Annotated in this window: 12 protein-coding genes; 4 read left to right on the top strand and 8 right to left on the bottom strand. The window is 71.9% G+C overall.

Annotated elements, in window-relative coordinates; translation table 11 throughout:
* Window positions 1–43: 43 nt before the first annotated feature.
* The 6 genes from whiA to ACIRB7_RS31540 form a co-directional block, all read right to left on the bottom strand.
* Window positions 44–1,033 (bottom strand): DNA-binding protein WhiA, encoded by a 990-nt coding sequence (gene whiA / locus ACIRB7_RS31565; protein WP_351212932.1) that lies wholly within the window; start codon window positions 1,031–1,033, stop codon window positions 44–46.
* Window positions 1,024–2,049: a uridine diphosphate-N-acetylglucosamine-binding protein YvcK gene (gene yvcK / locus ACIRB7_RS31560; protein ID WP_403605562.1), complete on the bottom strand. Its 1,026-nt coding sequence runs from the start codon at window positions 2,047–2,049 to the stop codon at window positions 1,024–1,026. Before yvcK ends, whiA begins: the two co-directional genes overlap by 10 nt.
* Window positions 2,046–3,077, bottom strand: coding sequence for an RNase adapter RapZ (gene rapZ, locus ACIRB7_RS31555; protein WP_403605559.1), 1,032 nt, complete (start codon window positions 3,075–3,077; stop codon window positions 2,046–2,048). Before rapZ ends, yvcK begins: the two co-directional genes overlap by 4 nt.
* A complete protein-coding gene (gene uvrC, locus ACIRB7_RS31550; RefSeq protein WP_403605556.1) occupies window positions 3,074–5,050 on the bottom strand; it encodes an excinuclease ABC subunit UvrC in 1,977 nt (658 codons plus the stop codon). Before uvrC ends, rapZ begins: the two co-directional genes overlap by 4 nt.
* A 73-nt stretch (window positions 5,051–5,123) precedes the next feature.
* Window positions 5,124–5,885, bottom strand: a complete 762-nt coding sequence (locus tag ACIRB7_RS31545) for a hypothetical protein (protein ID WP_403605940.1) — start codon at window positions 5,883–5,885, stop codon at window positions 5,124–5,126.
* 5 nt (window positions 5,886–5,890) lie between these two features.
* A complete protein-coding gene (locus tag ACIRB7_RS31540; RefSeq protein ID WP_403605553.1) occupies window positions 5,891–6,478 on the bottom strand; it encodes a papain-like cysteine protease family protein in 588 nt (195 codons plus the stop codon).
* 237 nt (window positions 6,479–6,715) lie between these two features.
* Here ACIRB7_RS31540 and ACIRB7_RS31535 point away from each other — a divergent pair, with 237 nt between their 5' ends.
* Entirely contained in the window at window positions 6,716–7,645 is a 930-nt protein-coding gene (locus tag ACIRB7_RS31535; RefSeq protein ID WP_403605550.1) for a hypothetical protein, read from the top strand.
* Window positions 7,646–7,718: 73 nt separating this feature from the next.
* On the opposite strand, the gene ACIRB7_RS31530 is transcribed toward ACIRB7_RS31535, so the two are convergent.
* Together ACIRB7_RS31530 and uvrA are read right to left on the bottom strand one after the other, a co-directional pair.
* Window positions 7,719–8,156 carry a Rieske (2Fe-2S) protein gene (locus ACIRB7_RS31530; protein WP_403605547.1) on the bottom strand — a complete coding sequence of 146 codons (438 nt, stop codon included), beginning with the start codon at window positions 8,154–8,156 and terminating at the stop codon, window positions 7,719–7,721.
* A 93-nt stretch (window positions 8,157–8,249) separates the two neighbouring features.
* Entirely contained in the window at window positions 8,250–11,294 is a 3,045-nt protein-coding gene (gene uvrA / locus ACIRB7_RS31525; protein WP_403605544.1) for an excinuclease ABC subunit UvrA, read from the bottom strand.
* Window positions 11,295–11,462: 168 nt separating this feature from the next.
* Between uvrA and ACIRB7_RS31520 the strand changes: the two genes are divergently transcribed.
* The 3 genes from ACIRB7_RS31520 (at window position 11,463) to ACIRB7_RS31510 (ending at window position 14,307) form a co-directional block, all read left to right on the top strand.
* The gene (locus tag ACIRB7_RS31520; protein ID WP_403605542.1) at window positions 11,463–12,146 is read left to right on the top strand and encodes a maleylpyruvate isomerase family mycothiol-dependent enzyme; all 684 of its coding nucleotides are present in this window, start codon (window positions 11,463–11,465) and stop codon (window positions 12,144–12,146) included.
* A gap of 47 nt (window positions 12,147–12,193) precedes the next feature.
* On the top strand, window positions 12,194–12,850 hold the full coding sequence (locus ACIRB7_RS31515; RefSeq protein WP_403605540.1) for an MBL fold metallo-hydrolase: 657 nt from the start codon (window positions 12,194–12,196) through the stop codon (window positions 12,848–12,850).
* 149 nt (window positions 12,851–12,999) lie between these two features.
* Complete coding sequence (locus tag ACIRB7_RS31510) at window positions 13,000–14,307, top strand: MFS transporter (protein WP_403605937.1); 1,308 nt, start codon at window positions 13,000–13,002, stop codon at window positions 14,305–14,307.
* Window positions 14,308–14,351 lie beyond the last annotated feature (44 nt).

Genomic DNA, 14,351 nt, shown 5'->3' with positions numbered 1-14,351 from the left:
TCAGAAAGGCACCGGCAGCCCGGAGTTCACGCTTCCGTACGGGTCAGCCGACGAGGCTGTCGTCGAGCTCCTCCGTCAGGTTGGACTCGGTCCCGGGAATCCCCAGGTCCTGCGCCCGCTTGTCCGCCATCGCGAGCAGGCGGCGGATCCGGCCCGCCACCGCGTCCTTCGTCAGCGGCGGGTCGGCGAGCGCGCCCAGCTCCTCGAGGGAGGCCTGCTTGTGCTCCATGCGGAGCCGGCCGGCCGCCGCGAGGTGCTCGGGCACCTCCTCGGCGAGGATCTCCAGGGCGCGCTGCACCCGGGCCCCGGCGGCGACCGCGGCGCGGGCCGAGCGGCGCAGGTTGGCGTCGTCGAAGTTGGCCAGGCGGTTGGCGGTGGCGCGGACCTCGCGCCGCATCCGCCGCTCCTCCCAGGCGAGTACCGACTCGTGCGCGCCGAGCCGGGTGAGGAGGGCGCCGATCGCGTCGCCGTCGCGGACGACGACCCGGTCCACGCCCCGCACCTCGCGGGCCTTCGCCCCGATGGAGAGTCGGCGCGCCGCGCCGACCAGGGCGAGCGCCGCCTCAGGACCCGGGCAGGTCACCTCGAGGGAGGAGGACCGGCCGGGCTCGGTCAGCGAACCGTGCGCGAGGAACGCGCCCCGCCAGGCCGCCTCCGCGTCACAGGTCGCCCCGGAGACCACCTGCGGGGGGAGGCCCCTGATGGGGCGGCCCCGGCCGTCCACGAGACCCGTCTGCCGGGCCAGCTGGTCGCCTCCGGCCACCACCCGCACCACGAAACGCGAGCCGCGCCGCAGTCCGCCGGGGGCCATCACGATGAGCTCCGAGCTGTGCCCGAAGATCTCCAGGATGTCCCGCTTGAGGCGGCGGGCCGCCATCGCGGTGTCGAGCTCCGCCTCGATCACGATGCGGCCGCTCACCAGGTGCAGCCCGCCCGCGAACCGCAGGATCGACGAGACCTCTGCCTTCCTGCAGCAGGTCCGGGTGACGGGAAGCCGGGAGATCTCGTCCTTCACCGCTGCCGTCATCGCCATGGGCCGATCCTTCCATGCATCCGAAAAATACGGTCGTACGCGGCGGCCAACAGCTCCGGGTCATGCTTCGCGGAGCCGTCGGGCCCGGCCACCGGCGCCAGCTCGACCGCGGCACCGAGCCGCTTGGCGGCATCGGCGAGGGACTCGCGATCGGGCACGGCGGCCTCGTCGGCCAGCACCACGTCCAGGGCGAGTTTAGGGGCGTGTCGTCCCAAAACCTCCAAATGACGCTGCGGGGAGAAGCCCTCGGTTTCTCCGGGTTGCGGCGCGAGGTTCAGCGAGAGCACCTTCCGGGCCTTCGTCTCGGCCAGGGCGTCGAGCAGCTCGGGGACGAGAAGGTGCGGGATCACCGAGGAGAACCAGGACCCCGGACCGAGGACCACCCAGTCCGCGTCCAGGACCGCCGCGACCGCCTCCGGCACCGCCGGCGGGTCGTTCGGCACGAGGTGCACGGACTGCACCTCGCCGGGGGTGAGCGCCACCGTCGCCTGACCGCGCACGGTGTCCACGTCGTCCGGCCGCTCCGGGTCGTGGCCCCTGACCAGGGCCTGGAGCTCCAGGGGCACGGCGGACATCGGCAGCACCCGGCCGTGGGCGCCGAGCAGCCGGCCCACCAGGTCCAGGGCCTGCACGGGGTCACCGAGCTGCTCCCAGAGGGCGACGATCAGTAGATTGCCCACGGCGTGGCCGTGCATCTCGCCCTTGGACTGGAAGCGGTGCTGGATCACCCTGGCCCAGGTCTGGCCCCAGTCGTCGTCGCCGCAGAGCGCGGCGAGCGCCTTGCGGAGGTCTCCCGGGGGCAGCACGCCAAGCTCCTCCCGGAGCCGGCCGCTGGAACCGCCGTCGTCGGCGACGGTGACGACCGCGGTGAGGTCGCCGGTGATCCGGCGGAGCGCGGCGAGCGAGGCCGAGAGGCCCATGCCGCCGCCCAGGGCGACCACCTTGGGCTGGGCGCCGCGTCTGCGGAGCGTGCGCCGCGCCGTGAGGGTGGAGGCACGCCGGCGGTACGGCTTCACTCGCGCCCCATGTCCCGGTGCACGACGACGGTCTCGACCCCTTCGGCGGCGATGCGGGCGGCGAGCCGCTCGGCGGTGGCCACGGAGCGGTGCTTGCCGCCGGTGCAGCCCACGGCGATGGTCACGTACCGCTTGCCCTCGCGGCGGTAGCCCGCGGCGATCAGCTGGAGCAGCTCGGTGTAGCGGTCGAGGAACTCCTTGGCGCCGGGCTGGTTGTAGACGTAGTTCGACACCTCCTCGTTGAGGCCGGTGAAGGGGCGCAGCTCGGGGACCCAGTGGGGGTTCGGCAGGAAGCGCATGTCGACGACGAGGTCGGCGTCGACCGGCAGGCCGTACTTGAACCCGAAGGACATCACGGTGGCCCGCAGCTCGGGCTCCTCGTCGCCGGCGAACTGGGCGTCCATCTTGGCGCGCAACTCGTGGACGTTGAGGCTGGAGGTGTCGATCACCAGGTCGGCGTCGCCGCGCAGCTCGCGCAGCAGATCACGCTCGGCGGCGATGCCGTCGGTGATCCGGCCGTCGCCCTGGAGCGGGTGCGGCCTGCGGACCGACTCGAAGCGCCGGACCAGGGCGTCGTCGGACGACTCCAGGAAGACGATCCGGCGGGTGACCTGCTTGCCGTCGAGGTCGGCGAGGGACTCCCTGAGGTTGTCGAAGAACTGCCGGCCGCGGACGTCCACGACGACGGCGATCCGGGCGACGTTGCCCTGGGAGCGGGCGCCGAGCTCCACCATGGTGGGGATCAGCGCGGGCGGCAGATTGTCCACGACGAACCAGCCGAGGTCCTCCAGGCACTTCGCCGCGGTGGACCGGCCGGCCCCGGACATGCCGGAGATGATCACCAGCTCGGGAATGGCCGCCTCGGCGCCGTTGTCGCCGGGGGTCTCCTTCGTGCCCGTACTCACGTGTCCTGCTCCGTCTTCTCGGTCGTGCTGGTCTTGCTCTTCGTTCCGGTTCTGCGCTTCGTTCCGGTCCTGATCTTCGTTCCGGTCCTGATCTTCGTTCCGGTCCTGCTCGTGCGCGGTCATGCCGTGCCGCCCCCGTCGTCTTCCATGATCTCTCCTGTGGCCATGTTCACGGCGGGCGCCGCCGGGGCCGCCTGGGCGAGTGCCACGGCGACCGCCTCCGCGGTCTTGCGCCCCATGCCGGGAACCTCGCAGATCTGCTCGATTGTCGCCTGCCGGAGCCGCTTCACCGAGCCGAAATGCTTGATCAACGCGCGTTTCCGGGTGTCGCCGAGGCCGGGGACCACGTCGAGAGGGCTGGTCCGGATACGTTTCGTCCGCTTGGACCGCTGGTAGCGGATGGCGAAGTCGTGAGCCGTGTCACGCACCCGCTGGAGGAGGTACAGACCCTCGCTGGAGCGGGGCAGCACCACCGGGTCGTCGTCGCCGGGCAGCCACACCTCCTCCAGACGCTTGGCGAGCCCGCAGACCGCGATGTCGTCGATGCCGAGCTCGTCGAGGGCGCGCCGGGCCGCGGCGACCTGGGGCTGTCCGCCGTCGACCACGACGAGCTGCGGCGGGTACGCGAACCGCTTGGGCCGGCCGCTCTCGTCCGGGTCCTCGACGACGCCCTCGGGGTCCCACTCCCCCGTCTTCTCCTTCTCGGCGAGATAACGCCGGAAGCGGCGCCCGATCACCTCGTGCATGGACCGGACGTCGTCCTGGCCCTCGAAGCTCTTGATCTGGAAGCGGCGGTACTCGCTCTTGCGGGGCAGCCCGTCCTCGAAGACCACCATCGAGGCGACCACGTCCTCGCCCTGGAGGTGGGAGATGTCGAAGCACTCGATCCGCAGCGGGGCCGAGTCCAGGTCCAGGGCCTCGGCGATCTCCTCCAGGGCCCGGGAGCGGGTGGTCAGGTCGCTGGCGCGCTTCGTCTTGTGCAGCACGAGCGCCTGCTGGGCGTTGCGCGCGACGGTCGTCATCAGGTCCTTCTTGTCGCCGCGCTGCGGGATGCGCAGCGAGACGTTGGACCCGCGGCGGCCGGAGAGCCAGGCGGTGACGGCCTCCGCGTCGTCGGGCAGCGCCGGGACCAGGACCTCCTTGGGGACCGTGTCGCCGCTCTCCTCGCCGTACAGCTGCTGGATCGCGTGCTCGACGAGGCCGGCGGTGTCGACGGCCTCGACCTTGTCGGTGACCCAGCCGCGCTGGCCGCGGACGCGTCCGCCGCGCACGTGGAAGATCTGCACGGCGGCCTCCAGCTCGTCCTCGGCGAGGGCGATCAGGTCGGCGTCGGTGGCGTCGGCGAGCACGACCGCGCTCTTCTCCATGGCCCGGCGCAGCGCCTCTATGTCGTCGCGGAGCCGGCCGGCTCTCTCGTACTCCATGTCCTCGGCCGCCAGCATCATCTGCTTCTCGAGACGGCGGATGTACGTGCCGGTACGGCCGGCCATGAAGTCGCTGAACTCCTCGGCGAGTTCACGGTGCTCCTCGGGGGTGACCCGGCCGACGCAGGGTGCCGAGCACTTGCCGATGTAGCCGAGGAGGCAGGGGCGGCCGGCCGACGCCGCGTTCCGGAACACCCCCGCCGAGCAGGTCCGCACCGGGAAGACCCGCAGCATCAGGTCGACGGTCTCGCGGATCGCCCACGCGTGCGCGTACGGCCCGAAGTAGCGCACGCCCTTCTTCTTGTGGCCGCGCATGACCTGGACGCGCGGGAACTCCTCGTTCATGGTCACCGCGAGGTACGGGTAGCTCTTGTCGTCCCGGTACTTCACGTTGAACCGGGGGTCGTACTCCTTGATCCAGGAGTACTCCAGCTGGAGCGCCTCGACCTCGGTCGACACGACCGTCCACTCCACGGAGGCGGCGGTGGTCACCATGGTGGCCGTGCGCGGGTGCAGGCTCGTGATCGGCTGGAAGTAGTTGGCGAGCCGCTGGCGCAGGGACTTCGCCTTGCCCACGTAGATCACCCGGCGGTGCTCGTCGCGGAACTTGTAGACCCCCGGGGAGTCGGGGATCTGACCCGGCTTGGGGCGGTAGCTGGAGGGGTCTGCCATGCTCCCCACCCTACTGTCGACGACCGACAGTCCCACCGCCCGCACACGTTGCCAGACCCCCGCCCCCGGGGGGTCAGGTCCTCTCGGCTCCTCGGCGGCGGCGTATCGCTGTCGTGGCCGTCAGGGCGAGTGCCAGCACCGCCCCCAGACCCGCCGCCGTGGTGCCCGCGGACCGCTTCTCCTCGGGCGCCGCCGCGCCGTAGCCGCCCGCCGCCCCCTTCTTCGCGTAGGCGGAGCCGGGGAGCTTGTCGCCGTACGCGCGGGCGACCCGGTCCCGGTACGCGGTGAGGCTGGTCCCGTTCCGGCCGACGGCCCGTACCGCGTCCTCGTCCAGCGGAAGCACCTTCGTGCCCTTCTGGACGTACCAGGCGTCGATCTGCGGCTCGCGGAAGACGAGGCCGCCGGGCAGGACGCGCCCGCCCTGTTCCGCGTAACGGATCTCGTCGTCGCCGGTGGCGATGTTGACCACCTGCCAGCCGCCCGCCCGCTTCACCGTCCACAGCGAGGCCTTCTGGCCGTCCGACGAGACGGCCCGGCTGGCTCGGAACTCGACCTCGGCGACCGGCACCCCGGCCTTCCCGGCGACGAAGTCCGGGGAGAGGATCCGTACCGGCACGGACCCGCCCTCGACGCGCGGCGCGGCCGCCGAGCGGGCGACGGCGCCGTCCCGGGCGAAGAACCGGGACAGGGTGTCCAGGGTCCCCGGCGCGGAGGCGGCCCGCTCGGGGGTGGGCGCGGGCGGCGGGCCCTCGGCGGCGGCCGCCTCCGGGAGCGCGCCGAGAACGACGAGGGCCGTGACGGTGAGGAGTCCGGCTGCCGTGGCACGTACGGTCATCGTCGTCACGCCCCGATCCGGTAGAGCGAGTGGGTCCAGGAGAAGGTGTCGTTGTCGACGTACCAGGCGTGGGAGGCCCAGTTGTAGCGGTTGCTGGAGGGCCAGGGGTCGCCCCAGTAGACCCAGCTGTTCGCGTCGTCGTAGCCGTGGATCACGTGCATGTGGCCGCCGCCGCTCGACCACTGGATGCGGGTCTCGACGGGCCGGTCGGCGTTGATCTCGGCCTGGACGGTCGAGTAGCGCAGCCAGCCGTCGACGTACGAGCCGGGCCTGATGCCGGCCCAGGAGAGACCGGTCTGGACGTTGCCGAGGGTGGCCTGCCAGTTGGGGCAGTCGTAGCCCTGCTGCCGGTTGAAGGCGGCGTTGCAGAACTGGTTCTGGCTGTAGCTCCGGCCGAACCAGGTGGCGATCGTGTTGCCGCCCGCCGCCCAGCACCAGTTGGTCTTCTGCTGGGCCTGCATGGTGATGTTCAGCCGCTTGGAGCCGAGGGCGGCGGCGTCCTCGGTGGCGGGCGCGGCGGACGCCGAGGTGGTGGGGACGAGGAAGAGGGCGGCAGCGGCGAGTGCCGCGAGGTTCAGCTTTCTTCTGCGCATCGCGTTCCTCCCTGAGGCGGGGGGTGTGGGGATGTGGGGGTGGAGGAGCGCGTCCGGACGCTGGTCAGGAGCATCTGCCGTTGTCGGGAGCAGGTCAACACGCTTCAATGCGGGGTGACATCGGACTGTGAACGGTGTGACCCGGGTGTGAACGGACGCCCTCGGCCCACCAGTCCGCCCACCCCTCGCGGCGCGACGGTCCGCATCCCCGTCGTGAATGTTCACCGAGGAGTCCTCGTGAGCCACACCGAGGCCGATCTGATGCAGTTGCTGCGGACCGGCCCCTTCCATCTGGCGCTGCGCACCGCGCTCGCCGTGCGCGGGCTGCCGCTCCAGCGGGTCCAGCACCATCTCGCGCACCGGGGCGTCAAGGTCGGGGTGACGAGCCTGAGTTACTGGCAGCAGGGCGCCCGCCGTCCGCAGCGACCCGAGTCGTTGAAGGCCGTCCGCGCCTTGGAGGAGGTGCTTCAGCTGCCCGGGAACTCGCTGCTCCGGCTGCTCGCGGGGGACGCGGCCGCGCGGTCCGACGTGGAGCGCCCGGCGGCCCGTTCGTACCGCTCACTGGTGGAGGTCTCGGGCTCGGTGGAGGAGCTGCTCGCGGACCTGGAGTCGCCGACGGACGGCGGGCTGCACACGGTGGGCCACCACGAACGGGTGCGGATCGGGGCGGGGCGGGAGCTGGTGGGGCGCGAGTCGCAGCACCTGGTGCGGGCGCACCGGGACGGCGTGGACCGCTATCTCGCCATCCACCACGGCGATCCCGGCTGCGATCCGTCGCGGGTGGCGGTGCGGGCGGTGGAGAACTGCCGGACCGGGCGGGTGCGGTGGCACGCGGCGACGGGGGTGCTGATCGCGGAGCTGCTCTTCGACGCGCGGCTGCGGGCCGGCGACACGTACCTCTTCTCGTACGGCTTCGAGGACGGTACGGCGGGGCCGAGCGGGGAGTACGTGCGCGGGTTCAGCTTCGCGGGCGGGCAGTACGTGCTTCAGGTGCGCTTCGACGAGGCGGCGCTCCCGGTGCGGTGCCGGAGGTTCGCGCAGGCCTCGGCGGGGGCGCCGCGCGGGGGCCGTGCGGAGCTGACCCTGAGCGGGCGGCACCGCACGGTGCACACCGTGGAGCAGGGGGTGCGCCCGGGGATCCTGGGGATCGACTGGGACTGGGAGTGAGGCGAGTACGGGGCGGGGGGCCGGGGGTCGGCCTCAGGCCTCGGGGCCCGGCGTCAGGCCTTGGGGCCCGGCGTCAGGCCTTGGGCGTGGCCTCGGGGCCCGCGACCAGCTTGCCGTTCTCGACGCAGACCGGGACCTCGGGGAGCGGCACGGTGGCCGGGCCCTTGAGTGCCTTGCCGGTCGTCACGTCGAAGCGGCTGCCGTGGCAGGGGCAGTTGCCCTCGTTGTTCTCGATCTTGTCGAGGACGCAGCCGGCGTGGGTGCACTGGGCGCTGAACGCCTTGTACTGGCCCTTGGCCGGGCAGCTCACCAGGACCCGCTGCTCGCGGTAGAGCTTGGCACCGCCGACCGGGATCTCGTCCGGGGCGCCGAGGGCGACCGGGGCGGTCGGGGTCGGGACCTCGGCGTGGCCGAGCTTGGACTCGGTGGAGCAGGCGGCGACTCCCAGCCCGGCGGCACCGGCGAGGGCGGCGCCTTTCAGGACGGTGCGGCGGCTGGACTGGCCGGACATGAGCGCTCCACGGTGGATCGGGGCAAGGCGTGACCGAACCGACGATACCGGCGGCGAGGCAGGGCCCCCGGGGTGGGGGCCCTGCCTCGGACGTCAGGCCTTGCGGGCCCGGGTCGTCGCCTTCTTGGCGGCGGCCTTCGTGGCGGTCGCCTTCGTGGCCGTCGCCTTCGTGGCGGTCTTCTTCGCCGGAGCGGCGGCCTTGGTGGTGGTCGCCTTCCTGGCCGGGGCCTTCTTCGCCGCCGCCTTCTTCGCCCCGCGGGCCGCCGGGACGGTCCCGCCCGCGTCGCTGACCCGGTCCGCGCCGAGGATCTCGCGGAGGAACTTGCCGGTGTGGCTGGTGGACACCGAGGCGACCTCCTCGGGGGTGCCCTCGGCGACGACGATGCCGCCGCCGCTGCCGCCCTCGGGGCCCATGTCGATGAGCCAGTCCGCGGTCTTGATCACATCCATGTTGTGCTCGATGACGATCACCGAGTTGCCCTTGTCGACCAGTCCGGACAGGACCGTGATCAGCTTCGAGATGTCCTCGAAGTGCAGACCCGTGGTCGGCTCGTCCAGGACGTAGACCGTGCGGCCGGTCGAGCGCTTCTGGAGCTCGGAGGCGAGCTTCACGCGCTGCGCCTCGCCGCCGGAGAGCGTCGGCGCCGACTGCCCGAGCCTGACGTACCCGAGTCCGACCTCGTTGAGCGTCCGCAGATGGCGCGCGATGGTCGGGACGGCCTCGAAGAAGTCGAGGGCCTCCTCGATCGGCATGTTCAGGACTTCGGCGATGGACTTGCCCTTGTAGTGGACCTCCAGGGTCTCCCGGTTGTACCGGTCGCCGTGGCAGACCTCGCACGGGACGTAGACGTCCGGGAGGAAGTTCATCTCGATCTTGATCGTGCCGTCGCCGGAGCAGTTCTCGCAGCGGCCGCCCTTGACGTTGAAGGAGAACCGGCCGGGCAGGTAGCCCCGGACCTTGGCCTCCATCGTCTCGGCGAAGAGCTTGCGGACGTGGTCGAAGACGCCGGTGTACGTCGCCGGGTTCGACCGCGGGGTGCGGCCGATCGGGGACTGGTCGACGTGCACGACCTTGTCGACGAGGTCGTCGCCGTCCACGCGCGTGTGCCGTCCGGGCACCGACTTGGCGCCGTTCAGCTCGCGCGCCAGGTGGGTGTAGAGGATGTCGTTGACCAGGGTCGACTTGCCGGAGCCCGAGACACCGGTCACGGCCGTGAGGACGCCCAGCGGGAAGGAGACGTCGATGTCCCGCAGGTTGTTCTCACGGGCCCCGTGCACGGTGAGCCGGCGCCCCGGGTCGACCGGGCGGCGGATGTCCGGGGTGGGGATCGCCCGGCGGCCGGACAGGTACTGCCCGGTCATCGACTCCTCGTTGGCGAGGAGCTCCTTCAAGGGGCCGGAGTGGACGACCTTGCCGCCGTGCTCACCGGCGCCGGGGCCGATGTCGACGACCCAGTCCGCGACCTTGATGGTGTCCTCGTCGTGCTCGACGACGATGAGCGTGTTGCCCATGTCCCGGAGCCGTACGAGGGTCTCGATGAGCCGGTGGTTGTCGCGCTGGTGGAGGCCGATGGACGGCTCGTCGAGCACGTAGAGCACGCCGACCAGGCCCGAGCCGATCTGGGTGGCGAGCCGGATGCGCTGGGCCTCGCCGCCGGAGAGGGTGCCCGCGGCCCGGTTGAGCGAGAGGTAGTCGAGGCCGACGTCGACGAGGAAGCGCAGCCGCTCGTTGACCTCCTTGAGGACCCGCTCGGCGATCTTCTTGTCGCGCGCGTTGAGCGTCAGCCGGCCGAGGAACTCGGCGCAGTCGCTGATCGACATCGCGGACACCTCGGCGATGGACTTCTCCATGACCGTGACCGCGAGGACGATCGGCTTCAGGCGGGTTCCCTCGCAGGTGGGGCAGGGCACCTCGCGCATGTAGCCCTCGAAGCGCTCCCGGCTGGAGTCGCTCTCGGCCTCGGTGTGGCGCCGCTTGACGAAGGAGACGGCGCCCTCGAAGGCCGGGGTGGTGTACGCCCGCTCCCGCCCGTAGCGGTTGCGGTAGCGGACCTCGACCTGGGTCTTGTGGCCGTGCATCAGCGCCTTCTTGGCGCGCTGCGGCAGCGCCGCGTACGGCAGGTCCGTGCGGAAGCCGAGGGCCTGTGCGAGGCCGCCGATGAGCCGGCCGAAGTACTCCTTGGTGTGGCCGTGCGACCAGGGGTGGATGGCGCCCTCGTCGAGGGACTTGTCCTCGTCGGGGACGATCAGCTCGGGGTCGACCTCCATGCGGGTGCCGATGCCGGTGCAGTCGGGGCAGGCGCCGAAGGGCGAGTTGAAGGAGAAGGAGCGCGGCTCCAGCTCCTCGAAGGACAGGTCGTCGTACGGGCAGTAGAGGTGCTCCGAGTACATCCGCTCGCGCTCGGGGTCGTCCTCCGCGAGGTCGACGAAGTCGAGCACGACCATGCCGCCGGAGAGTCCGAGCGCGGTCTCGACCGAGTCGGTGAGGCGGCGCTTGGCGCTGTCCTTCACGGTGAGGCGGTCGACGACTACCTCGATCGTGTGTTTTTCCTGCTTCTTCAGCGTCGGCGGTTCGCTCAGCTGTACGGTCTCGCCGTCGACCCGGGCGCGGCTGTAGCCCTTGGTCTGGAGGTCGGCGAAGAGGTCGACGAACTCGCCCTTGCGCTCACGGACGAGCGGCGAGAGCACCTGGAAGCGGCTGCCCTCGGGCAGCTCCAGGACCCTGTCGACGATGGCCTGCGGCGACTGCCGGGAGATGGGCCGCCGGCACTCGGGACAGTGCGGCTTGCCGATGCGGGCGAAGAGCAGCCGGAGGTAGTCGTAGACCTCCGTGATGGTGCCGACCGTCGAGCGCGGGTTGCGCGAGGTCGACTTCTGGTCGATGGAGACGGCGGGCGACAGACCTTCGATGAAGTCGACGTCCGGCTTGTCCATCTGACCGAGGAACTGCCGGGCGTAGGAGGAGAGCGACTCGACGTAGCGGCGCTGCCCCTCGGCGAAGATCGTGTCGAACGCGAGGGAGGACTTGCCCGACCCCGAGAGCCCGGTGAAGACGATCAGGGAGTCGCGCGGGAGGTCGAGCGAGACGTTCTTGAGGTTGTGCTCACGAGCGCCACGGACGATGAGACGGTCGGCCACGCCGGTCCGCACCTTTCTTCAGAGAGCGGATGTGCCTGAAAGACCCAACAACCAAGGATGCCGGATGCTTCCTCCGAGCGTATAGCACGCACATTCGATTTCCGGCCTCGCCGAGACCTCTTCACCCGAACGAGTGGCCGCACCCCGGCTGGCACTAGGGTCGGCGCCATGATCGACCACGAACGCGACCTCGCTCACGTCCGCGAAGCGACCGAAAGGCTGCTGACCGCGGCCGCCTCCCTGGACAACGCGGCGACGGCCGGGCCGTCACGGCTGCCCGGCTGGAGCCGGGGCCATGTGCTCGCCCACGTAGCCCGTAACGCCGACGCTCTGGTGAACGTCCTCCAGGGCCGCCCCATGTACCCCGACGCCGCGACCCGGGACGCCGACATCGAGCGCGACTCCGGCCGCCCGCCGGCCGTCCACCTCTCCGACCTGCGCGAGACCGCCGACCGCTTCCAGGCCGTGGGCGCCGAGCCCGCCGACTGGAGCCGGGCGGTCGAGCTCCGCAACGGCATCATGGACAGTGCGTCCCGGATCCCCTTCCGCCGCTGGGTGGAGGTGGATCTGCACCACGTCGACCTGGGCGTCGGCTACGAGCTCGAAGATCTGTCCGAGGAGTTCACGACCCGCGAGATCGAGTTCCTCACCGAGCGCTTCACCGGCCTGGAGAGCGTGCCCGCGACGGTCCTCAGGTCCGACGACGGCCGGACGTGGACCACCGGCGGCCCGACCGGCGCCGTCACCGTCACGGGCCCGGCCCCCGACCTCCTCGGCTGGCTCGCCGGCCGCCGCGACGGCTCGGCCCTGAAGACCGACGGCGGCCCGCTGCCGGAGCTCCCGGCGCTCTAGGACGGAGTCCGCCCGCCGCTGTCGGTGGGCGGAGCTAGGCTGAGCGCATGACGTACAGCGGAGTGGTGAAGGTCGGCGGACCCGCGGACGTGCACGAGCTGACGGACCTGATGATCTCGAAGGTCGCGGTCGGCCCGATGGACAACAACGCGTATCTGCTGCGCTGCCGGGCCACCGACGAGCAGCTCCTGATCGACGCGGCCAACGACGCCGGCACGCTCCTCACGCTGATCGGTGACGACGGCGTCAAGGCCGTCGTCACCACCCACCGCCACGGCGACCACTGGCAGGCGCTCGCCGAGGTGGTCGCCGCGACCGGCGCCGTGACGTACGCGGGCGCGTACGACGTGGAGGGCATCCCGGTCGCGACCGACGTGCCCGTCGAGGACGGCGACACGATCCGGGTCGGGCGGGTGGAGCTGACCGCGCGCCACCTGGTCGGGCACACCCCGGGCTCCATCGCCCTGGTCTACGACGACCCGCACGGCCACCCGCACGTCTTCACCGGCGACTGCCTCTTCCCCGGCGGCGTGGGCAACACGCGGAAGGACCCCGAGGCCTTCGCGAGCCTCCTCCACGACGTGGAGACCAAGCTGTTCGCGGTCCTCCCCGACGAGTCCTGGATCTACCCGGGCCATGGCAAGGACACCACGCTCGGTGACGAGCGCCCGTCCCTCCCTAAGTGGCGCGAGCGCGGCTGGTGACCCAGGGCGGGCCGAGAGCGCGCGGTCGAGCAGCGGCGCGCTCCCGCACGCCCCCGTAACCGGGACGTACGCCGGGTAGTTGGCGCCACATGCGCCTCAGTCACTCTCCGTCGCCACCCACTCCCCCGGCCGCCCCCGCCGCGCCGTCGATGGGCCGGATCGCCGCCGCCTCGCTCGTCGGCACCGCCATCGAGTTCTTCGACTTCTTCGTGTACGGGACCGCCGCCGCCCTCGTCCTGGGGCCGCTCTTCTTCCCGACCTTCTCCCCGCTCGCCGGGACCCTGGCCGCCTTCGGCACCTTCGCCGTCGGCTTCGTGGCCCGTCCGCTCGGCTCGGTCCTCTTCGGCCATGTCGGCGACCGGTACGGCCGGCGTCCGGTCCTCATGGTCTCGCTGCTCCTGACCGGCTGCGCCACGGTCGCGGTCGGCTGCGTCCCCACGTACGCGACGCTCGGCATCGCCGCCCCCGTGCTGCTTCTCGTCCTGCGCTTCCTCCAGGGCCTGGGGCTCGGCGGCGAGTGGGGCGGGGCCGTGCTGCTCACGGCCGAGCACGCCCCGGCGCACCGGCGCGCGCTCTGGTCGAGCTTCCCCCAGATCGGCCCGGCGATCGGCTTCCTCCTGGCGAACGGGGTGATGCTGGTGCTCTCGGCGGGCCTCAGCGAGGCGGAGTTCCGGTCCTGGGGCTGGCGGGTGCCGTTCTGGGCGGCGGGCCTGCTTGCGGCGGTCGGGCTGCTGCTGCGCTCCTCGCTGAGGGAGACCCCGCAGTTCGAGGAGATGTCGGCGGCCGGGAAGCGCTCGGGCGCCCCGCTCGCCGAGGTCGCCCGCGACCACTGGCGGCTCGTCCTGCTGACGGCCGGTGCCCTCGCGGTCGGGTACGCCACCTTCTACACGGTGTCCACCTGGGCCCTGGCCTACGGCACCAAGCACCTCGGGGTGAGCAGCACCGTGATGCTGACCTGTGTCATGGCGGCGGTGGCGATCAAGGGCGCGGCCACCCCGTTCGTGGCCCTCCTCGCCGATCGCTGGGGCCGCCGGCCGCTCTGTCTCGCGGGGTGCGCGGCCTCCGCGCTCTGGATGTTCCCGCTGGTGGCCCTGCTGCACACGGCGCGGCCGTTCCTGATGTTCCTCGGATTCCTGGGCGCGCTGCTCGCCTTCATCACCATGTTCGCGGTGGTCGCCGCGTACCTCCCGGAGCTGTACGAGCCCCGGGTGCGCTGCACCGGTGCCGCCGTCGGCTACAACCTCGCCGGGGTCCTCGGCGGCGCCCTCACCCCGCTGGTGGCCACCGCCCTCTCCGACGGCGGTTCCGGCCCGCCCTGGGGCGTCGCCGCGTATCTGACCGTGGTCGCTCTCGTCAGCCTGGGCTGCTTCGCCCTCCTCCCGGAGACCCTGCCGACCAGGACCGTCCCCGAGGACGAGGACAAGGACGAGGCCGTGGCCGATCTGGACCCCGTGTAGAGGGCCGCGGACACGGCGACGGCCGGCCGGGGTAGCCCCGGCCG

Source organism: Streptomyces sp. NPDC093795, from assembly GCF_044764665.1.
In the GTDB taxonomy this organism is placed as follows: Bacteria; Actinomycetota; Actinomycetes; order Streptomycetales; family Streptomycetaceae; genus Streptomyces.
This window is presented reverse-complemented; position numbering and strand designations above follow the sequence as displayed.

What these genes read in the sequence shown, in the direction of transcription:
- rapZ (WP_403605559.1), bottom strand. Translation starts at nt 3,077, where the DNA reads ATGACCGCGCACGAGCAGGACCGGAACGAAGATCAGGACCGGAACGAA.
- uvrC (WP_403605556.1), bottom strand. Translation starts at nt 5,050, where the DNA reads ATGGCAGACCCCTCCAGCTACCGCCCCAAGCCGGGTCAGATCCCCGAC.
- ACIRB7_RS31520 (WP_403605542.1), top strand. Translation starts at nt 11,463, where the DNA reads ATGATCGACCACGAACGCGACCTCGCTCACGTCCGCGAAGCGACCGAA.
- whiA (WP_351212932.1), bottom strand. Translation starts at nt 1,033, where the DNA reads ATGGCGATGACGGCAGCGGTGAAGGACGAGATCTCCCGGCTTCCCGTC.
- ACIRB7_RS31510 (WP_403605937.1), top strand. Translation starts at nt 13,000, where the DNA reads ATGGGCCGGATCGCCGCCGCCTCGCTCGTCGGCACCGCCATCGAGTTC.
- ACIRB7_RS31545 (WP_403605940.1), bottom strand. Translation starts at nt 5,885, where the DNA reads ATGACCGTACGTGCCACGGCAGCCGGACTCCTCACCGTCACGGCCCTC.
- ACIRB7_RS31530 (WP_403605547.1), bottom strand. Translation starts at nt 8,156, where the DNA reads ATGTCCGGCCAGTCCAGCCGCCGCACCGTCCTGAAAGGCGCCGCCCTC.
- ACIRB7_RS31540 (WP_403605553.1), bottom strand. Translation starts at nt 6,478, where the DNA reads ATGCGCAGAAGAAAGCTGAACCTCGCGGCACTCGCCGCTGCCGCCCTC.
- ACIRB7_RS31515 (WP_403605540.1), top strand. Translation starts at nt 12,194, where the DNA reads ATGACGTACAGCGGAGTGGTGAAGGTCGGCGGACCCGCGGACGTGCAC.